This is a genomic window from Streptomyces sp. NPDC059256, assembly GCF_042753785.1.
Taxonomy (GTDB): domain Bacteria; phylum Actinomycetota; class Actinomycetes; order Streptomycetales; family Streptomycetaceae; genus Streptomyces.
The window spans coordinates 29,453-49,545 of the sequence record NZ_JBHYZO010000003.1 but is presented as its reverse complement, the minus strand read 5'-3'; the positions used below and the strand labels follow the sequence as shown (position 1 = coordinate 49,545).

General features: G+C 69.6%; 15 protein-coding genes. 8 read left to right on the top strand and 7 right to left on the bottom strand.

What is annotated here, in order from left to right:
• Positions 1 to 42 precede the first annotated feature (42 nt).
• Positions 43 to 963, bottom strand: coding sequence for a permease-like cell division protein FtsX (ftsX, locus tag ACFXJL_RS08245; protein ID WP_329019684.1), 921 nt, complete (start codon positions 961 to 963; stop codon positions 43 to 45).
• A 67-nt stretch (positions 964 to 1,030) separates the two neighbouring features.
• Positions 1,031 to 1,720, bottom strand: coding sequence for a cell division ATP-binding protein FtsE (gene ftsE, locus ACFXJL_RS08240; protein WP_329019689.1), 690 nt, complete (start codon positions 1,718 to 1,720; stop codon positions 1,031 to 1,033).
• Positions 1,721 to 2,047: 327 nt separating this feature from the next.
• Between ftsE and ACFXJL_RS08235 the strand changes: the two genes are divergently transcribed.
• Positions 2,048 to 2,239, top strand: a complete 192-nt coding sequence (locus ACFXJL_RS08235; protein WP_329019691.1) for a hypothetical protein — start codon at positions 2,048 to 2,050, stop codon at positions 2,237 to 2,239.
• 217 nt (positions 2,240 to 2,456) lie between these two features.
• Here the strand turns inward: ACFXJL_RS08235 and ACFXJL_RS08230 are convergent, their stop codons facing one another.
• The 4 genes from ACFXJL_RS08230 to ACFXJL_RS08215 form a co-directional block, all read right to left on the bottom strand.
• Positions 2,457 to 3,197: a hypothetical protein gene (locus ACFXJL_RS08230; protein ID WP_358877364.1), complete on the bottom strand. Its 741-nt coding sequence runs from the start codon at positions 3,195 to 3,197 to the stop codon at positions 2,457 to 2,459.
• A 647-nt stretch (positions 3,198 to 3,844) separates the two neighbouring features.
• Entirely contained in the window at positions 3,845 to 4,951 is a 1,107-nt protein-coding gene (gene prfB, locus ACFXJL_RS08225; RefSeq protein WP_358877363.1) for a peptide chain release factor 2, read from the bottom strand.
• A gap of 137 nt (positions 4,952 to 5,088) precedes the next feature.
• On the bottom strand, positions 5,089 to 6,345 hold the full coding sequence (locus ACFXJL_RS08220) for a protein kinase (RefSeq protein WP_358877362.1): 1,257 nt from the start codon (positions 6,343 to 6,345) through the stop codon (positions 5,089 to 5,091).
• Positions 6,346 to 6,497: 152 nt separating this feature from the next.
• Complete coding sequence (locus tag ACFXJL_RS08215; RefSeq protein WP_384690400.1) at positions 6,498 to 8,237, bottom strand: serine/threonine-protein kinase; 1,740 nt, start codon at positions 8,235 to 8,237, stop codon at positions 6,498 to 6,500.
• A gap of 504 nt (positions 8,238 to 8,741) precedes the next feature.
• Here ACFXJL_RS08215 and ACFXJL_RS08210 point away from each other — a divergent pair.
• The 4 genes from ACFXJL_RS08210 (at position 8,742) to ACFXJL_RS08195 (ending at position 15,736) form a co-directional block, all read left to right on the top strand.
• Complete coding sequence (locus ACFXJL_RS08210; RefSeq protein ID WP_384690398.1) at positions 8,742 to 11,960, top strand: FtsK/SpoIIIE domain-containing protein; 3,219 nt, start codon at positions 8,742 to 8,744, stop codon at positions 11,958 to 11,960.
• A gap of 147 nt (positions 11,961 to 12,107) precedes the next feature.
• Complete coding sequence (locus ACFXJL_RS08205) at positions 12,108 to 13,475, top strand: carbohydrate ABC transporter substrate-binding protein (protein ID WP_384690395.1); 1,368 nt, start codon at positions 12,108 to 12,110, stop codon at positions 13,473 to 13,475.
• A gap of 3 nt (positions 13,476 to 13,478) precedes the next feature.
• The gene (locus tag ACFXJL_RS08200; RefSeq protein ID WP_384690393.1) at positions 13,479 to 14,831 is read left to right on the top strand and encodes a carbohydrate ABC transporter permease; all 1,353 of its coding nucleotides are present in this window, start codon (positions 13,479 to 13,481) and stop codon (positions 14,829 to 14,831) included.
• Entirely contained in the window at positions 14,828 to 15,736 is a 909-nt protein-coding gene (locus ACFXJL_RS08195; protein WP_384690391.1) for a carbohydrate ABC transporter permease, read from the top strand. Before ACFXJL_RS08200 ends, ACFXJL_RS08195 begins: the two co-directional genes overlap by 4 nt.
• Positions 15,737 to 15,909: 173 nt before the next feature.
• On the opposite strand, the gene ACFXJL_RS08190 is transcribed toward ACFXJL_RS08195, so the two are convergent.
• Positions 15,910 to 16,320 carry an ATP-binding protein gene (locus tag ACFXJL_RS08190; RefSeq protein WP_329019720.1) on the bottom strand — a complete coding sequence of 137 codons (411 nt, stop codon included), beginning with the start codon at positions 16,318 to 16,320 and terminating at the stop codon, positions 15,910 to 15,912.
• A gap of 239 nt (positions 16,321 to 16,559) precedes the next feature.
• On the opposite strand from ACFXJL_RS08190, the gene ACFXJL_RS08185 reads away from it, so the two are divergent.
• The 3 genes from ACFXJL_RS08185 (at position 16,560) to ACFXJL_RS08175 (ending at position 20,074) form a co-directional block, all read left to right on the top strand.
• Positions 16,560 to 17,798, top strand: a complete 1,239-nt coding sequence (locus tag ACFXJL_RS08185; protein WP_384641665.1) for an XRE family transcriptional regulator — start codon at positions 16,560 to 16,562, stop codon at positions 17,796 to 17,798.
• Positions 17,783 to 18,307 (top strand): GNAT family N-acetyltransferase, encoded by a 525-nt coding sequence (locus tag ACFXJL_RS08180; RefSeq protein WP_329019726.1) that lies wholly within the window; start codon positions 17,783 to 17,785, stop codon positions 18,305 to 18,307. Before ACFXJL_RS08185 ends, ACFXJL_RS08180 begins: the two co-directional genes overlap by 16 nt.
• Positions 18,308 to 18,847: 540 nt before the next feature.
• Entirely contained in the window at positions 18,848 to 20,074 is a 1,227-nt protein-coding gene (locus tag ACFXJL_RS08175; RefSeq protein WP_384690387.1) for a glycosyltransferase 87 family protein, read from the top strand.
• Positions 20,075 to 20,093: the final 19 nt, after the last annotated feature.

Here is a 20,093-nt window from a genome sequence, read left to right as displayed (position 1 = left end):
GCGTCGTACGGAGGTTGCCCCGCACGACGCACGGGGCGCTCGTCACACCTTGAGGTACTTGCGCAGAGCAACGAAGGCCGCAAGCGCGGGCATCACCAGACTGATGGCGAGAACGAGCGGCAACTTGGTGAATACGGCGTCCCAGCCGATGAATTCCACGAGTTGCATCTTCTCGGAGAGCGCGAGGCCGTTGTCGACCAGGAAGTAACGGCCCAGGAGGAGGAAGGCGCAGGCGACCGCACCACCGAGGAGTCCGGCGAAGGCCGCTTCCATGATGAACGGCATCTGGATGTAGAAACTGGACGCGCCGACCAGTCGCATGATGCCGGTCTCACGCCTACGGCTGAACGCTGAAACGCGGACGGTGTTGACGATCAGCATCGTCGCCACGACCAACATCAGGGCCATGACGCACAGGGCCGCGACCCGCATCCCGTTCATCAGGGCGAAGAGGTTCTCCACGATGTCGCGCTGATCCCGTACGGAATGGACGCCCGCCCGGCCGTCGAAGGCGGAGGCGACGACCTTGTACTTCTCCGGGTCCTTCAACTTGACCCGGAAGGAGTGCTGCATCTGGTCCGGGGTGATCGTGGCGGCGATCGGCGTGTCCCCGTACTCCTCCTTGTAGAGCTTGTAAGCGTCCTCCGCGGTCTCCTCGTGGATGGTCTCCACGATGTCCATCTTCTTGAGATCGGCTTTGATCTGCTGCTTCTGCTGCGTGGTGACGGCGCCCTTGGAGCACTGGCGGGGCGAGGTCTTCGCGTCGTTCTTGTTGCAGAGGAAGATCGAGACGTTGACCTTGTCGTACCAGAAGTCCTTCATCGTGTTGACCTGCTGACTCATCAGCAACGCACCGCCGAAGAGCGCGAGCGAGAGGGCCACGGAGACGATGACGGCGAAGGTCATGGTGAGATTGCGACGGAGACCGACGCCGATCTCCGACAGTACGAACTGGGCGCGCATCGCGTGCGTTCAGCCTTTCCTTGCTGCTCTTACTGACTCACAGCCCGCGGCCACGACCGCGGGCGGCTCAGTGCTGGTAGCCGTAGACGCCGCGCGCCTGGTCACGTACGAGACGTCCCTGCTCCAACTCGATCACACGCTTGCGCATCTGGTCGACGATGTTCTGGTCGTGGGTCGCCATGACCACGGTGGTACCGGTGCGGTTGATCCGGTCGAGCAGCTTCATGATGCCGACCGAGGTCTGCGGGTCGAGGTTGCCCGTGGGCTCGTCCGCGATCAGCAGCATCGGGCGGTTGACGAAGGCCCGGGCGATCGCGACGCGCTGTTGCTCACCGCCGGAGAGCTCACCCGGCATCCGGCCTTCCTTGCCGCCGAGGCCGACCAGATCGAGGACCTGGGGGACCGCCTTGCGGATCTCACCGCGCGGCTTGCCGATGACCTCCTGCGCGAACGCCACGTTCTCCGCGACGGTCTTGTTGGGCAACAGCCGGAAGTCCTGGAACACGGTGCCCAACTGGCGCCGCATATGGGGCACCTTCCAGTTGGAGAGCCGGGCGAGGTCCTTCCCGAGGACGTGCACCAGCCCTTCGCTGGCGCGCTCCTCGCGCAGGATCAGGCGCAGGAACGTCGACTTTCCGGAACCGGACGAGCCCACGAGGAAGACGAACTCCCCCTTCTGGATGTCGAGCGTGACATCGCGCAGGGCCGGGCGGTTCTGCTTGGGATAGCTCTTGGAGACTCTGTCGAATCGGATCACGGGTGCACCACGGTCGGCCGGGAGTAGGTGTGCGTGACACTACGCGAACGCGGGTAGCAGAGGCAGCCAGCAGCCGGGGATGTGCAGTTTGTCCCGTACTTCAGCCATTACTTTGCCTCACCGAACCCATCGATCCGAACACACTTCGACGAAACAGGAAACGCGTGCGCCCTTATGCGGACTTTATGCGAGCGGACGGGGCGCGCCGAAAGGCGCGCGAGCTGGCACAGTGGTAGGGGAACAGTCGCGTTTCCTGAAGCGTTGTCCCAAAAGATCTGTGCTCACGGTCCGCGTCTGCGGCGCCGGCGCGCGGGAGGAGGAGAGCGCATGACCTATGACCGACTGGTGTGCGCCAACTGCGCGGCCCCCGTCACCGAGGGTCGCTGCCCGGTCTGCCGGGCGAACCGCGAGCGGCTCCAGCAAGAGGGCCCGTTCGGCGGAGTGAATCCGGCGACCCTGTTGACGTTGCTGGTGCTGCTCGTGGCGGCACTGGCTCTACTGGCGTCCCAAACGGCTTGAGGTCGCCGAAGCCTCCACAGTGCGCGAAAGGGCCCGGGGTGCTGTGCCACACCCCGGGCCCTTCTCACTGAGCGAAATCGTCCAGGTGCACCGCGTGGCGCGCCAGGACAGGTGCCCTGTGTGACGTCAGCACCTGATGTCACGAATGTCGATCAACTGACGATGACCGAGATCGGACGCGCCTTCGGGTCAGAAGGCGCGTCCAGCATCATCCGGATCAGACTGCCGCACGCCCGCCGCCGACGAGGCGGGGCAGGAAACGGAAGCCGATGCCGCCGGCGATCATGGTTGCGGCACCGATGACCAGGTAGGTGGTCTCCAGGGCGCCGGTCTCGGCCAGCTCCTCCTGAGCCTTGCCCTGCTCGACCGGCTGCGAGCCCGCGTTGTTGGTGTCGGTGTTGTCGGTGCACTCGGCGCCGTCGAGGTCGACGGTGCAGGTGCCGGCGTCGCCGTCGTCACCGCCACCTCCCGTGCCGCCGCCCGTCGTCCCGCCCGGGTTCGTGGTCCCGCCGGGCTTCGTGGGGTTGGAGGTCGGGTCCGTGGGGCCCGGGTCGGTCGGACCGGGGTCGGTCGGACCCGGATCCGTCGGGCCGGGGTCGGTCGGGCCGGGGTCAGTGGGGCCCGGATCCGTGGGACCGGGGTCAGTCGGGCCGGGGTCGGTCGGACCCGGATCCGTGGGACCAGGGTCAGTCGGGCCGGGGTCGGTCGGACCCGGATCCGTGGGACCAGGGTCAGTCGGGCCGGGGTCAGTGGGACCGGGGTCGGTCGGACCCGGATCGGTCGGGATGGTCGTCGGGTCCCCGGTGGGGTCACCGTCGAGCCGTGCGTCAATACCGATTCCAGCGTCGGCGTCGGCGCCAACGGCCGAAGCGACACCCGCGGCGGTCAGCGACGCACCGGCAGCGATCACCGCGCCGGCGACGATCCGCGCCACACGGATGCGCGTCTTCTTCGTCATGTAGCTGCTACCCCCAGTAGCTATTCGTCAAATAGTGCAGCGCGCCAGGGCGTCGGCTACAGGGAGTTGGACTCTTCCCCCGTCACACACGAACCCCGGAAATGCGTCTGCCGCGCGTCAGCTTTCCCAGTTTTCGAGGACCCGTCAAGGCGGTTGCGCGTGCGATGTCCGGTATAAGGCGGCTTGCCTGACCAGGGGGGATACAACTGTGACACACAAGCAAACTGACGACCTATGAGCTCGGGATTGCCTTATCGACAAAGCGAGTGAAGGCTCAATGCACCACTTGCGAGCGCGAATTCAACATCAGCACCGGGTAACCCCAGCGACCCTGCACCCTCGTGAGCTGCACTCACACACCGTTGAATGGACCTGTGGCGTAACACCACCATTCCCACTACGCACCGTAGAAACCGTAGAAGCCGTAGAAACCGACAAGCGGAAACGATGCACCAACACCACGAACTGCGTACGGTCGCCCCGGCGCCCCCCGGCGGAGGTACACCTCGTACACGCGTCGGTCGTCCCTTCGAAACCGGATATCACGCAATGATGCCGACCCCCCTGAACTGAAGGGATCGGCATCATGTTCTACGAGTGCCCCGCGAAGGCTCGCTCCGCGGACGGCGCTACTTTACGGACACTTCCTAGCGCTCCTGACGCTTCCGCCAGCGGATGCCCGCCTCCAGGAATCCGTCGATCTCGCCATCCAGAACGGCCTGCGGATTGCCGACCTCGAACTCCGTCCGGAGGTCCTTGACCATCTGGTAGGGGTGCAGGACGTACGACCGCATCTGGTTGCCCCAGGAATTGCCGCCGTCGCCCTTGAGCGCGTCCATCTTCGCCTGCTCCTCCTGGCGGCGGCGCTCAAGCAGCTTCGCCTGGAGGACGTTCATCGCGCTCGCCTTGTTCTGGATCTGGGAGCGCTCGTTCTGGCAGGAGACGACGATGTTCGTGGGGATGTGCGTGATGCGGACGGCGGAGTCGGTGGTGTTGACACCCTGGCCGCCCGGGCCCGAAGCGCGGTACACATCCACGCGCAGCTCGGACTCGTCGATCTCGACGTGGTCGCTCGACTCGACCACGGGCAGCACCTCGACGCCGGCGAAGGACGTCTGACGGCGACCCTGGTTGTCGAAGGGCGAGATACGGACCAGACGGTGGGTGCCCTGCTCGACCGAGAGCGTGCCGTAGGCGTAGGGCGCCTTCACCACGAAGGTGGTCGACTTGATGCCGGCCTCCTCCGCGAACGAGGTCTCGTAGATCTCCGTGGAGTATCCGTGTCGCTCGGCCCACCGCAGGTACATCCGCTGGAGCCGCTCGGCGAAGTCCGAGGCATCGACGCCACCGGCTTCGGCACGAATGTTGACCAGGGCCTCGCGCTCGTCGTACTCGCCGGACAGAAGCGTGCGCACTTCCATCTCGTCCAGGGCCTTGCGGACATCGGTCAACTCGGACTCGGCCTCGGCGAGGGTGTCCGCGTCGTCCTCTGCCTCGGCCAGCTCGAAGAGCACGGCCACGTCGTCGATCCGGCTCCGGAGCGCCTCGGTCTTGCGCAGCTCGGCCTGGAGGTGCGAGAGCTTGCTGGTGATCTTCTGTGCCGCTTCGGGGTCGTCCCACAGCGACGGGGCCGCTGCCTGCTCCTCAAGCACGGCGATGTCGGCCCTCATCTTCTCAAGGTCCAGGACGGCCTCGATCGACCCCATGGTCGAGGAGAGGGACTTCAGCTCTTCGGATACATCGACGACTGCCACGGGTCCAGCGTAACGGCTGGCCGCGACATACCGGCCCGCGAGGGCTCCGCAGACGCTCCCAGGGGCTCGCCGGGCCGCCCGCGTCGGGGCGGGCCCGGCACAGAACAGAAGGTGTCGGTCCCGGTGTGGACTGCGATCTAGGGCTCTGCGGTGGAGGACTTGGAGTCCTTCGGGGGCGATGCGGGCTCGCCGTCGGCGGTCGCCAACCAGCCGCCGATGCTCACCGCGGCGATGACCGCGAGCGAGGCCACACCGAGGGTGATCCGCCTCTTACGGACCGCGCTGGAACGGGCGCCCGCCTTGCCCGGCTTGTTGCGGGCCGAGCCGGGGCGGCGCTGGCCCGGGCTGCGCGGCGCACGAGCGGTGCCGTGCGCTCCGCCCGCGAGCTCGTCGGGGGCGGGGACGCGCATCGAGGTGTGGGTGTCCCGGTTGGAGTCGGCGGGTGCGGCACCGGGGACCAGCGGCACGGCACCGCGTCGGCGGACCTCGCCCGGGGCCTCGGGCACCGGCTCCTCGTAGGAGTCCGAGGGCTGTTCGGAGTCCGGTTCATCGACGTCGAGCGGCGGCAGGCCGGCGAGGAGCGGGAGCAGATCGCGCAGCAGGGTCCCCAGCTCGGACGCGCGCAGCCTGGAGGCGGGCGCTTTGGCCAGGCACTGGACGATCAGTTGCCACAACTCGTCGGGGATGCCGGGCAGCGGCACGACCGTCTCGGTGACATGGCGGCGCAGCACCGCCCCGGGGTGGCCTCCGCCGAAGGGCGTGAAGCCCGCGAGCAGTTCGTACAGGACGGTGGCGAGGGCGTAGATGTCGACCGCGGCCCGTGGTGGCAGTCCCTCGACTATCTCGGGGGCGAGGTAGTCGGGGGTGCCGATGATGCGGGTCGACTTGGTGCGGCCCGGGGTGTCGATCAGCTTGGCGACGCCGAAGTCGGTGAGGAGTGCGGGGTGGGCGCCGCCGGGGCCGAGCGCCCCTTCCATGTTGAGCAGGATGTTCTCGGGTTTGACGTCCCGGTGGACGACGTGGGCGGCATGGGCCGCCGCGAGCCCGTCTGCGACGTCCGCGATGATCGCGACGGCGGCTTCGGGGGCGAGTCTGCGTTCCCGGTCGAGACGGGTGCGCAGATCGGTGCCCCGGACCAGGTCCATCACCAGGGCGAGGTCATTGCCGTCGACGACGAGGTCGTGGACGGCGACCACGCTGGGGTGATCGAGGCCGAGCAGGGCCGTGCGCTCCTGGACGAAGCGTCCGACCAGTTCTTGGTCGGATGCGAGGTCCTCCCGCAACAGCTTGATGGCGACGGGGCCGTCAGGCCCTTCACCTGCCCAGACCGTGCCTGCGCTGCCGCGACCGAGGATCTGGTGAGCCGTGTACCGGCTGCCGATGTTCCGTGCCAAGACTGCTCCCTCAGCGGCTGGCGTTGTCCATAAACGTACGCGTGGTGAGGGCACCCGCGCGCCCCGGATGGCACCAACCTTCACTTCCGCGGGTGGTTTTTACCCGCGGAAGTCGACAAATCCACTCGTCAGCCGGAGGCTGTGGCTACTGGCTACTGGCCGTTGCCCGGGTCGGAGGTGCTCGGCTCGTTCGCGGCCGGGTCGGACGCGCCGAGTTCGTTCACCCAGTCCTTGACACTGGTGATGCCGTCACCGATCGCGGTCCAGAAGCTCTTGCCCTCCGCGATCCAGCCCTGAACCGGAGTGAGCTCCCAGATCATCCAGCAGACGACCACCAGCATGAACACCGAGAACAGACACCCCTTGAGGCAGCCGAGCCCGGGGATCCGCATCGGGTTGGCGCTGCGCTGCCGGGGCGGGCGCGGAGCGGGCGGCTGGGGCTGCTGGGGTTGCGGCTGCACCGGCTGAGGCGCGTAGGGCTGGGGCGCGTACTGCTGGCGCTGCGGGGGCTGGGGACGCGGCTGCTGACGCTGAGGGCGCGGCTGCTGACGCGGCTGCGGCTGGGGCGACGGAGGCGCGTACTGCTGGCGGGGCTGCTGTGGCGGTTGCTGGGGCGGCTGCGGCTGGCGCTGGGGGCGGCGGCGCAGCGGGTCCTGACTCGGGTCCAGGTACTGGACCTGAGTCTGGTCATTGCGATCGCGGGCGGCCTGGAGCTGCGACTGCCAGGGGTGCGGGTCCTGAGCGCCCGGGGTGCCTTCGGGACGCGGGGGCACCGGCGGCATCACCGAGGTCGGATCGGGCGCGCCACCGCGCGGGAGCACGCTCGTGGGGTCGGCGGCGCCGGAGGGGGAGCCGGTCTGCTGCATGACGCTCGTCGCGGCGTTCGGGTCGTAGCCCGCCCGGGGGCCGCTCGGGCCACCGCTGGGCAGTACCTGCGTCGGGTCGGCTGCGCCCGGCGTCTCCGGAACCCGGGTGGGTGAGGGATCGGGAGCCAGCAGGGCGGCAACCCCGAGGGCCGCGTCGACCTGGGCGCCGGTGGAGTGGACCCCGACACCTGCGGCCACGGTACGCAGCGCACGGGCCAGGTTGACCGCGCTGGGGCGCTCGTCGGGCTCCTTGCGCAGACACCGCTCCATCACCGTCCACAGCGGCTCCGGCACGGTGGTGGGACGGCGCGGCTCCTCGCTGAGGTGTCGGTGGAGCACTTCGAGCGCACTGCCACCGGCGAACGGCGGCCGGCCGGTGACCAGCTCGTACATCAGGATGCCGGCGCCGTAGATATCGACGGCGGAGGTCTGGGGACGGCCTTCGGCCGACTCGGGCGCGACGTACGCCGGGGTGCCCACGAACTCATGGGCCCGGGTCAGACCCGGGGAGTCGGCGAGGCGGGCGATGCCGAAGTCGGTGAGCATCGGGTGCATCTGACCGTCTGCGTCCGTCTTGAGCAGGACGTTCGCCGGCTTGAGGTCGCGGTGGACGACTCCGTCGGCGTGACTGGCCGCGAGGGCGTCGGCGACCTGCGCGGTCAGCAGGGAGGCCGCGACCGGGGTGAAGGGCCCGTTGTCCCGGAGGTGGCGGTGCAGGTCCGGGCCGTCGATGAGGTCCATGACGAGGGCCAGGAGGTCACCCTCGACGACCAGGTCACGGGTGCGCACGATGTTGGGGTGCGTCAGCCGGAGCAGGACGGAGCGCTCGCGCAGGAAGCGCATCACGACGTCCGGGTCGTTCGCCAGCTCCTCCTTGAGGACCTTGATCGCGACCGTCTCGCCGGGCTGGCCCGGCACCGCCGCTTCGGCGCCCGCGGTCTCGCGCTGCCGGGCACGCCAAACGGTGCCGGTGGCTCCGCGGCCGAGTGGCTGCTCCAGGAGGTACTTGCTGCCTACAGGCCGCACGTCATGCGCTCCCTGCTGATCGTGGTCCTTGCGTGGTCCGGGCCCACGGTGGCGCCGCCCGGGTGTCCGACCCACTTTAATGCCGGCCAACAAGTCGCCGGTCGGTTGTCCACAGGTGTTCCTTCGCAGGACCCGTCCTGCGGCGCACCGGCGGGTTCACGCCGGTCGCGCCGTGTGGTCGCTGCACCGGGGTCGTCCGCAGCAAAGACGCCGGAGCCGCACGGAAGGTTGCCGAAGGTGCTTGTCGCACCCAAACGCAGGCACCGGCAGACAACACCACAGTGTCCGTCCTGGACCCAACCAGGCACTTTTCCGCCCGGATAGGATCATTCAAGATCACTTATCGCCGGTTGCCGGGCGCGTTGTCAGATCCAGGTGCGAGGATGCCCCCAGCACGGAGCCGTGGGACGGGAGCCCTCGTGTTCCGTGCCGACCTGCCGGGTGGGGGCCATCGGAGGCGGCTCCCCTGCCGGGCACCCCGTGCTGAAGGGATTGCAGACGGCGATGCAGATCCGGCTGACCGTTCTCGCGCCACGCGGCGGGCAGTCCGCGACGGTGGCAGGAGCCGTCGCAGGACAGGCCGGACCGGCCCGTGCCCGCGCTTGCGACGTGCTCGTCACCGCACCCGCCGGGACGGCCCTCGCCGCCGTGGCGTCCGGTCTGGCGACCGCCGCAGCGGGCTCCGACATATCCGGTGCCGCCGTCGTGCTGTACGCCGGACAGGAACGGCTCGACGCGCAGCGCCGCATCCTCGGCGAACCACCGCTGGTGGACGGCGCCGTGCTGTCCCTCCAGTTCCCGGGTGAGGCAGAGCCCCCCGGAACCGACGCATCCGCACAGCTCCACGTCGTCGCGGGTCCGGACGCCGGCGGGGTCCACCTCCTGCACGGCGGACAGATCAGCGTGGGGCGCTCCGCCGACGCCGACGTACCGCTGGACGACCCCGACGTCTCCCGGCTGCACTGTTCGGTGACGGTCGAGGAGGACGGCCGGGTCACCGTCGCCGACCTCGGCTCGACCAACGGCACCACCCTGGACGGCAGGCCGGTCGGCCCCCGCCCCACCCGGCTCAGCGCGGGCGCACTGCTGCGGCTCGGCGAGTCCGCCCTGCGGCTGGCGCCGGGCACCCCGGCGCCCGCGCTGCCGACCGACCCGGACGGCGAGGGACATCTGCGCGTCCCCGACCCCGGTTGCGCACACCTCACCGACGACGACCCGAGCCGGGCCAAGCACCCCGAGCACCCCGAGGCGACGGAAGGCGGCGGGCAGCACGGCGAGCCCGGGCCGGCCGGAGTGTCCGCGCCCACAGGACGGGTACCGGCGCAGTTCACTCCCGAGCACCCCGCGACAGCCGGCTCGCCTCCTCCCCACCCTCTGGACCTCGAACCGTCCGACCACCCCGAAGGACCGCGGGGGAACGGCCACCACGAGGTGCGCGGCGGGCGCAAGCGCGGGATAGGGGCGTGGGCACGGCGACTGACGGGCGGCAAGGAGGGTACGGAGGGCGCCGCAACTGCCGACTCTCCCCCACCCTGGCCGCCGGCGGGATCCGTGCCCGCGGCCCGCTCGGAGCGGCGGGGCCCGGCCGCGGCCGAACGCTGGCCCGATCCCGCTGCCGTCCTGCTCACCGCGCTCGGACCCGGCCCCCGGCTCTGGGAGCGCGGCCCGGGGCACCCGGAGTCCCTGGTGCTGCGACTCGGGACCGACGATCGCGACGGGCTGCCCTCCGTACCGGTCACCGTGGGACTCAGGGAGGCCGGCTCCCTCGGGCTCGCCGGACCCCGCACCCGGCTGGCGGGGCTCGCTCGCTGGGCCCTGGCGCAGCTCACCGCAGCCCACTGCCCCGCAGAGCTGGAGATCGTGCTGATCAGCGCGGATCGCTCGCGCAGCCTGGAGGAACGCCGTGCGGAATGGGCCTGGCTTGGCTGGTTGCCACATCTGCGCCCGGCCCGCGGCCAGGACTGCCGGCTCCTGTTGGCCTACGACCGCGAGCAGGCCGCCGCACGTACGGCCGAGTTGACGCGCCGGCTCGACGACGGCCCGTGGGGACCGGGTTGGCCCAGTGCCGACCCCCAGGCCGTGGCGGAGGCCGCCGCGCACCACGTCGGCGGCCACACCGTCGTCATCGTCGACGGGGACCCGGGTTCCGCAGCACTGCGGGAAGCGACGGCGCGGCTCGCAAGCGTCGGCAGGGCTACCGGAATCCATCTGATCGTGCTGGCGGAGACGCCCGCCGCGTCGCCGAACTCACCGATCGCGGCGACCTACGAGACGGCGTGCGCGGCCTCGCTCGCCTTCCGTGAGTGCGGAGCGGTCGCCATGCTCAGCGGAGATGTGGCGACGGCACTGCGGCTGTTGCGGACGGCCGGTGGGCTACCGGCGGGCCAGGGCACGCTGGCCACGGTGGACGCCGTGTCGGCGGCCTGGGCGGAGCGCTTCGCCCGGGCGCTGGCGCCGCTGCGCACCGAAGGGCCCGCGGGAGCGGCCCCGGGCACCGGACGAGCGGCAGCGGCCCTGCCCCGCTCGGCCCGTCTGCTGGACGAGTTGGGACTCGCCCGTGCCACGCCCGCCTCGCTGATGGCACGTTGGGCCTCGGCCGCCGACGTACCCGCGCAGAACGGCAAGTCCGCGTCCGATCAACCGGCGGACCGGTGGTCGGACGGGACCGCGGTACTGGGTGCGGGTCCTCGGGGGCCCCTCGCCGTGGACCTCGTCAAGGACGGCCCCCACCTGCTGATCGAGGGGCCTCCGGGCAGCGGGCGTACGGAACTGCTGCGGTCCATCGCCGCCTCCCTCGCCGCCAGCGCCCGCCCCGACCGCCTCGGTCTGCTGCTCGTGGACGGCGCGGGCGGTGAGCGCGGCGACGGCCTCGGCGTCTGCACCGAGCTGCCGCACGCCTGCGAGCACCTGATCGCCAACGATCCGGTGCGGATGCGCGCCTTCGCCCAGGCGCTCGGCGCAGAGCTGAAACGACGGGCGGAGATCCTCGGGTCCACGAACTTCGCCGATGAACGGTCGAGCGGGCGTACGGCCGGCCAGCGCCCGTCGGGCACCCCGGGACAGTTCGCCCCCGCCTATCCGCCCGCGGCGGCCCCCGGAACCTCCGCCCGTGGAGACCTCGAATCCCCTCCGAGCGGCACCCTGCGGCTGCGCCCCGGTGGTCGGACCCCGACCGCTCCCACTGCCGAACGACCGCTGCCCAAACTGGTGGTGCTGGTCGACGACTACGACGCGCTGGTGGCCCCCGCGCTGGGCAGTACCGGACGTCCGGCGGCCGGTTCGGTGGTGCGGGCGCTGGAAGCCGTGGCCCGTGACGGCGAGCGGCTCGGTGTCCATCTGGTCGCCACCTCGGCCCGTCCCGAGTACACCGCCGACACCGAGTTGGCCCGCGGGACGCGGCTGCGGGCCGTCCTGGATGCGCCGCCGGCCGCACCGGGCCCGCAGGAGCCCACCCCGGGGCGGGGTCGACTGAGACACCGTGACGGGCGGGAGACGCCGTTCCACAGCGGCCGGGTCACCGGGCGCATCCCTCGTACGGCCACCTTGCGCCCCACTGTCGTCCCGCTGGAGTGGGAGCGGATGGGAGACCCGCCGACCCGCCGACCCGTGCGCGAGTTGGGCAACGGGCCGACCGATCTCGCCCTGCTGGCGAGTGCGTTGGAGCGGGCCGCCAGCCTGGTGGACGCACGGGCCCTGCCGCCGCTGACTCCTGTTCATCCTTGACGGGCACGTATTAAAGCCCTTCGAGGGGGCATGACGTCACAGGGGGATCACAAAAGCCCGCCGCGGCCCGACGGCGGTATTGCGACGCTGCTGGACCCGGCGTAGACCTGTCGCTCAATGGGAACGCACGCAAGAGACGGGGCAGCAATGCACACAACTCTTCGTACGGGCAGGGCCACGGCGGTAATAACCGCGGTCGTCGCGCTCACGGTGGCCGGATGCGGTGGCGATGGCGATGGCGGGGGAACTCCAAAGAAATCTGGCGAAGCCAAGGGCACCGCGCCCACCTCGACGGTTCAGCTTCCCCAACTGAAGGGGGAGAAGGTCGAAGTCGCGGCCGTCTGGAGCGGGCCCGAGCAGGAGAACTTCGTCAAGGTCCTGGACGAGTTCGAGAAACGCACGGGGGCCGAAGTCACCTTCGTCCCGGCACAGGACCCGATCGTCAATTTCCTCGGTACCAAGATCGCCGGCGGCAGCCCGCCCGATGTGGCGCTGCTGCCCCAACCGGGCGCCATCCAACAGGCGGTACAGCGCGGCTGGGCCAAACCCGTCGGCGCGGCGGCCAAGGCGGAACTGGCGAAGAACTACTCGGCCGGCTGGCAGAAGATCGGCCAGGTGAAGGGCGAGCAGTACGGCGTCTATTACAAGGCCGCCAACAAGTCGCTCGTCTGGTACAACAGCGCCGCGTTCGACAATGCGGGCGCCAAGGAACCGAAGACGTGGAAGGAATTCCTGACCACCGCCGAAACCATCTCGGCATCGGGGGTCACACCCGTCTCGGTGGCGGGCGCGGACGGTTGGACGCTGACCGACTGGTTCGAGAACATCTACCTCTCGCAGGCCGGCCCCGAGAAGTACGACCAACTCGCCAAGCACCAGATCAAGTGGACCGATCCTTCCGTGAAGGCGGCGCTGAGGGCCCTGGCGCAACTCTTCGGCAAGCCGAGCCTGATCGCGGGCGGGGCCAGCGGCGCGCTCCAAACCGAGTTCCCGGCGTCCGTCACCCAGACGTTCACCGGTGGTGACCAGCCCAAGGGGGCCATGGTCTTCGAGGGTGACTTCGTCTCGGTCAACATCGCCCAGACGGACGCCAAGATCGGAACGGATGCCAAGGTCTTCCCCTTCCCCGCGGTCGGAGCGGAACCACCGGTCGTCACGGGCGGGGACGCGGCGGTGGCACTGAAGGACAGCAAGGGCGCCCAGGCGCTGCTGACCTTCCTGGCCTCACCCGACGCGGCGGCGATCTCGGCCGCGGCGGGGGGATTCCTCTCTCCCAACAAGGCACTGGATCCGGCCGCGTATCCCAATGACGTACTGCGCGACATCGCAAAGGCACTGATCGCATCGGGCGACGATTTCCGATTCGACATGTCGGACCAGATGCCGCAGTCCTTCGGCGGTACTCCGGGCAAGGGATTCTGGAAGGCCCTTCAGGACTTCCTCAAGAATCCGAAGGACATCACGGGTATTCAGCAGCAGCTGGAGTCCGAAGCGGCCAAGGCGTACCAGGGCTAGGGGATGTCCACCACGGCTCCGGCGGGGGGTCCGGCGCGACCGGACTCCCCCGCTCCGCAGCGTAAGAGCGTGCTCGGGACCCGTGCATTGATGGCGGCCGGCTTTCTGCTGCCCGCACTGGTGCTGTTGGGCGCGCTCGTGGTCTACCCCATCGGGTACTCGGTTCACCGTTCGTTCTTCGACCGGTCCGGCGAGGCATTCGCGGGATTCGACAACTATGTGGAGATCTTCACCGACGAGAGCATCTTCACCGCGGTGAAGAACAATGCGATCTGGGTGGTGGTGGCTCCGGCCGTCGCCACCGTACTCGGATTGATCTTCGCCGTACTGACGGAACGCGTTCGGTGGGGCACCGCGTTCAAATTGATCATCTTTATGCCCATGGCGATCTCCATGCTCGCCTCGGGCATCATCTTCCGACTGGTGTACGAACAGGACCCGGACCGCGGGGTCGCCAATGCGGTCTGGGTGGGCGTGCACGACACGTTCGCCGAGTCGTCGGTCTTTCCCCGGGCCCGCCCCCTCCCGGTGCATCCGCTCACGGCCGGCGGCGGCGGTTCCTTCGTCACCAAGGAGCCGGTGTCCGCGGGTACGCCGGTGCTGCTGCCCCTGGTGGGGGTGGCCCCTGCCGTGATGCCGGAGGACGCCCGGCCGGCGAAGGCGCCCACATCGGCGTCTGACGGGAAGATCGAGGGCACGGCCTGGCTGGACTTCACCCGGGGCGGCGGCGGTAAGCCGAACGTCGTCGACGGCACGGAGTTGGGTCTCAAGGGCCTCAAGGTGGAGGCCGTCAAGGACGGAGAGGTCGTCGCCTCGGCGCGGGCCGGCGCGGACGGCACGTTCGCCCTACCGGCCGCGGCCGAAGGAGCACAGCTCCGCTTGCCCGCGGAGAACTTCCGGGAGCCGTACAACGGGGTCGATTGGCTCGGCCCCTCGCTGGTGACCCCCGCGATCATCGGCAGCTACGTCTGGATGTGGGCCGGCTTCGCGATGGTGCTCATCGCCGCGGGGCTGGCGAGCGTGCCGCGGGAACTGCTGGAGGCGGCACGGATGGACGGCGCCAACGAGTGGCAGGTCTTCCGCCGCATCACCGTGCCCCTGCTGGCCCCCGTCCTGGGGGTGGTGCTGGTGACGCTGATGATCAATGTGTTGAAGATCTTCGATCTGGTGTACATCATCGCGCCGGGTTCGTCCCAGGACGACGCCAATGTGCTGGCGCTCCAGCTCTACCGCTCATCGTTCGGCACGGACTCGCACCTCGGCCTCGGCAGCGCCATCGCAGTGCTTCTGCTGTTGCTGGTGCTCCCCGTGATGTTCGTGAACATCCGTCGGATGCGAAGGGAGAGCCGCCGATGACCTCGAAGGCCCCAAAGGCCCCGACGACCTCAGCCGGCGGTGGGGTGAAGGCCCGACAGTCGCTCCCGGCACGGATAGCCGCCATAACCGGCGGCGGTGCGATGCGGATCTTCCTCGTCCTGGTCGGGCTGTTCTGGCTGATGCCCACCTTCGGACTGCTGGTCTCCTCGCTGCGCGACCCCTCTGACATCGCCGCGAGCGGCTGGTGGCAGGTGTTCAGCCAGCCGGCCCAACTCACGGCGGAGAACTACGAACGGCTCCTTTCGAACGAGGCGATCACCGACTCGCTCTGGGCGAGCGTGGCGATCACCGTGCCGGCGACCGTCCTGGTGGTGGTGATCGGCGCGCTCGCCGGATACGCGTTCGCCTGGATGGACTTCCCCGGCCGCGACTGGTGGTTCATGGCGGTGGTGGCCCTGCTGGTGGTCCCGGTGCAGGTGGCCCTCGTACCGGTGTCCAAGCTCTTCGGCGACATCGGGATCTTCGAAACCACGCTCGGCGTCATCCTCTTCCACGTCGCCTTCGGCCTACCGTTCGCGATCTTCCTGCTGCGCAACTTCTTCGCGGAGATCCCGCGGGAGCTGTTGGAGGCGGCCCGGTTGGACGGCGCCGGCGAACTGCGGCTGTTCGCACAGGTGGTGATGCCGCTCGGAGCACCCGCCATCGCCTCGCTCGGGATCTTCCAGTTCCTCTGGGTGTGGAACGACATGCTGGTGGCGCTGATCTTCGCCGATTCGGAGAGCGCGCCGATCACGGTGGCGCTCCAGCGGCAGGTGCGCCAGTTCGGGAACAACATCGATGTACTGGCGTCCGGGGCGTTCTTGTCGATGGTGATTCCGCTCGCCGTGTTCTTCGCGTTCCAACGGCAGTTCGTCTCCGGGGTGATGGCGGGGGCCGTGAAGTAGGGATCGGTCCCCGGCGTCCCGTGGCGGAAGGTCCCACCGCCCGTCGGTGCGCTCGTCCCACAGGCGGCGCGCATCGTATCGGCGTTCGATGCGCGCCACCTCTCGGGGAAGGGTCCAGCGGCCTCGGACCCCTGGACGGAGGCGATCCGTCGATGACATCCGGACGACGGACCTCAGGACAGGGTGAGCTCGGCCCACACCCGTTTGCCCCAGTCCAACTGCTCGGTGCCCCAGCGGCACGACAGCGCGGAGATCACTGCCAATCCGCGCCCGCGTTCCGCGTGTAAATCGGCCTCCCGCATCACCGGCAGCCGGGGGGAGGCGTCGAGCACCGCCACCCGCACCGCCGACCGCGTGGGCCGTGAGACGACGACGTGGATCACCCGGCACCCGGAGTGCTCCACGCTGTTGGCGACCAGTTCGCTCGCCACCAGTACGGCCGAATCCGTCAGCTCCGCCAGATCCCATTTCTCCAGCGCGTCCATCACCAGGACTCTGGCTCTGCGCACCGACTGTGGTACGCCGTCGAGCACTTCGCTGTAGCTCGGACATCCGATGGGTACGGATTCTGCTTTCGTCATCATGGGAGCCTCATGACAGGTGGGGGGCGCGGGGGGAACCCGCTTCCGCCTGGGCGGGGGCTGAGGGCGGAAGCGGGGACGGCCGCCTGGCAGGGGCAGCCAGGGGCTCATACAACCGCTTCGGCATCCGGTCAGGGCAGGAAAAACCGGGCGGGGCTGGTCGCGTGCGACCGGAAATTTCCAGGCCGAGTAGCGGAACGGAAGCCTCAACAGTCACAGGGAGAACCGCTACCGTGAACCTCGTGACTGCCAACGTCCGCTTGAAAACAGCGGTGGAGGAAGCAGGGTTCACCCAGGCCGAACTGGTCGAGAAGCTGAACGAGCAGCTGAGGACCGCAGGCCATCGGGGCACAGTGAGCGACAGGACCGTCCGCTATTGGCTGACCGGAAAATCCCGCTGGCCGCACCCGCGCCAACGGGCCGCGTTAGAGGCAGTATTCGGGCGTCCGACCGTCGAACTCGGCTTCGTTCCACCGGAGGGCCCATTGCTCCGCCGCACCTTCCTCGCCTCCACCACGGCCACAGCGGCCGGGTCCGCACTGCCCGCCACCCCGGGCGCAACCGGCCGGGTGGGCACATCGGACGTGGCCAGACTGCGAGCCAGTCTGGACGGTCTGATGGCACTGGACGACGCGCGCGGAGGCCACGCCGCCCTGGAGAGAACCGCCCTCGCCGGGGCGTCCGAGTGTCTGGGCAACCAGAGCCGGGCCAGCTCCCAGCGCGTACGGCAAAGACTCCTGGGACTCGCCGCCGACTTCACGGCGACAGCGGCCTGGTCCAACATCGACGCGCGTCACCTCGGTCGGGCACAGAGCCAGCTCAAGGAAGCGCTCTACCTGGCGCGGATGGCCGATGACCCCACCGCCGAGATGCGGGTGTGGAACTCCGTGGCCATGCTGGCGCACCAGCGCAAGGAGCACGGAGCCGCCGTGGATGCCGCGCACGCGGCACAGGCAACGGGCATCACCCGACGCGATCCGCTGTTCGCCTCCCTGGCCCACGCCCGTACCGCGATCGGCCATGCGAACAAGGGCGATCGACAACCCGCCCTGCGCTCGCTCGGATTCGCCCAGGACCTGTTGGGCAAGGCGGATGCCCATACGGTGCGACCGTCCTGGATAGCCTTCTACGGTCCCGCCGAGTTACACGCCCTCAGCGCGATCGTGCAGGACCGGCTCGGTGATGCCGCCGAGGCGGAGGCCGCATCGCACAGGGCCCTGGCGGTGCTGCCGGACCAGTTCCGCCGCAATCGAGCGCTGACGACCGCGCGCCTCGGACTCGCCCAGCTCCACCAGGGAGACACCGAGCAGGCGTGCGACACGGCGTCGTCCGTCTTCGAGCTGATGGCCGGCGGACAACTGCCGGGACGGATGCGCTCGCTGATGGGCGACTTCTACCGCGACCTCATGGAACAGGCACCGACCAGTGCGGTGGCGCGCTCCTGGGGCGACCGCTACCGCGACCAATGGAGTCGATCGTGAACGTCGAGCTGCGACGGTACGGACACGGCGATCTTCCGGGCATCCGACAGGTGCTGCTGGACGTCCACGCCGATGCGTACGCCGAACAGGCGGGCGACCCCTTCGTCCAGCGCTTCCCCTGGTTCGTCGACCACTGGGGCGGCAATCCGGACTTCGCCTGTGTCATCGGCTACGAGGGCCGGGAGCCGGTGGGCTTCGTCTACGGCGCGCCTTCGGGGAACGGCCGGGAGTGGTGGCGCGAGCACCTGCCCGCCACTCCCGACAATCCGTCGACCTTCGCGGTCTCGGAGTTGATGGTCCGGCCGCGGTGGCGCAAGACCGGGGTGTCGGCCCGTCTGCACGAGTCCCTGCTGAGGCAGCGCGGGGAACACATGGCCGTGCTCCTCGTCGACACCACGCATCCGCGGGTGCAGGCGCTCTACGAGTCCTGGCAGTACCGCAAGATCGGCGAGCGGCGACCGTTCCCCGATGCGCCGCTGTACGCGGTGATGCTCCGAGCGCTGCGCTGAGCCCTGTTCTGATCTTGTGGACGGCCCCTTCCTGTGGTCGGCACGCTCCTGTGGTCGGCCGGTCCTTGTGGGCCAGACGTCCGGAGATGAGCCACACGTCCGGACATGGGTCGCACGTCCGGACATGGGTCGCACGTCCGGCGCCCCGCTTCGCAGGGGCGAAGCTGCCGGCGCTTTCTACGCCTTTTGTGCCTTCCGCCCGACCCCCTTGAGGGTGCCCTCGGCCCCTGGATGCCTTGGGAGGGTCCGCGTGCCCCGGCCCCCGCGCCTGTTACCCCTCACCCTCCCGCCTGCCGCCCCCACGCGCCTGCCATCCCTCGCCCTCGTACCTGCCCGTCCACGCATCTGCCGCCCTCGTACCTCCGGCCCCCTACCTGCCGGCCCCGGAGCCATGCGGCCCGTACCGGGAACCCTCGCCGCTCCATTGGAGCCCGGCACACCAAGCGACCCCACGAAGCGCCTCCCCTCGGAGAGCCGCTGTCTTCGCACGGCCTAAGAAATAGCGAGGAAATACCCCAAAGCGGGCTAAGGTGCGGGCTGATGACGTCCCCTCGGATCGCCCCGCTCCCGGTCGGCCACCCCCTGTCCCTCGGACCGAGGCGGCCTCCACCGGACCGAACCGCACGCCGGAACGCCGTCCTGCTCGCAGGTGCCTGGACGATCACCCGGATCGGTCTGGTCGTCCTGCTGCTCGTCGACCAGGTCGGCGACTCGGGAGTGGCGGGCGAGGTGCACACCCTCTACCGCCACTGGTACGAGCAGCTGAGCCAGGGCTCCTTCCCCCTCGACGACCCCACCTGGCAGTACCCGCCCGGCGCCGCACTGGTCTTCCTCGCTCCCGCCCTGGTGCCGTGGCTGACGTACTTCCAAGCGTTCGTCGCACTGATCCTCCTCGCGGACGCCGTCATCACCTGGGCCCTCGCCCGCGCCGGCGGTCAGGGCGCCTGGCTGTGGGTGGGCGGACTGCCGCTGCTGCTCCACCTGCCGCTCGCCCGCTACGACGTTCCCGTCACCGCGGTCGCCGTGCTGGGGCTCCTCGCCCTGCGCCGGAACCCGCGTACCGGTGGAGCGCTCGCCGGGATCGGGGCCATGATCAAGGTGTGGCCCCTGCTCACCATCCTGGGCACGCCCCGGGGCCGTACCACCCGGGCCGTCTGGTCATCCGCCGCCGTATCCGCGGCCGTGCTCCTCCTCGTTCTGATGCTGGGATTCAGCCATCCCCTCAGCTTCCTCCAGCAGCAGGGCGAGCGGGGGGTGCAGATCGAGTCCCTCGGTGGAACCGCGCTGCAACTGGCACGGCTCAGCGGCTGGAGTGGCGAGGTCCGCTTCCAGTACGGGGCATTCGAACTGGTCGGCCCGTACACCGCCGAGGTGGCACGGCTCTCCCTGCTGCTGAGCGTGTTGGCGCTGGGATGGCTGGTGCTCTGGCGCGTCCGGGCACGTCACTGGGACACGGCCACTCCGCTGGACGCCGCGTTCGCCGCCGTCCTGCTGTTCACCATCACGAGCCGGGTCATCAGCCCGCAGTACATGATCTGGCTGCTCGGCCTCGCCGCGGTCTGTCTCACCTCACGGCACACCACACAGCGTTCCGTCGCCCTGCTGATGTTGCCCGCAGCCTGTCTGACCGCCCTGGCCTTTCCCCTGATGTACGAGGACGTGGTGGCCGGTACCCCGCTCGGCTGTCTGTTGATGGTGCTCCGGAACGGTCTGCTCCTCACCGCCGCCGTGCTGTCCTGTCACCGGTTGTGGCGGGCGAGCGCATGACCGCAGGGGCACCCCGTGG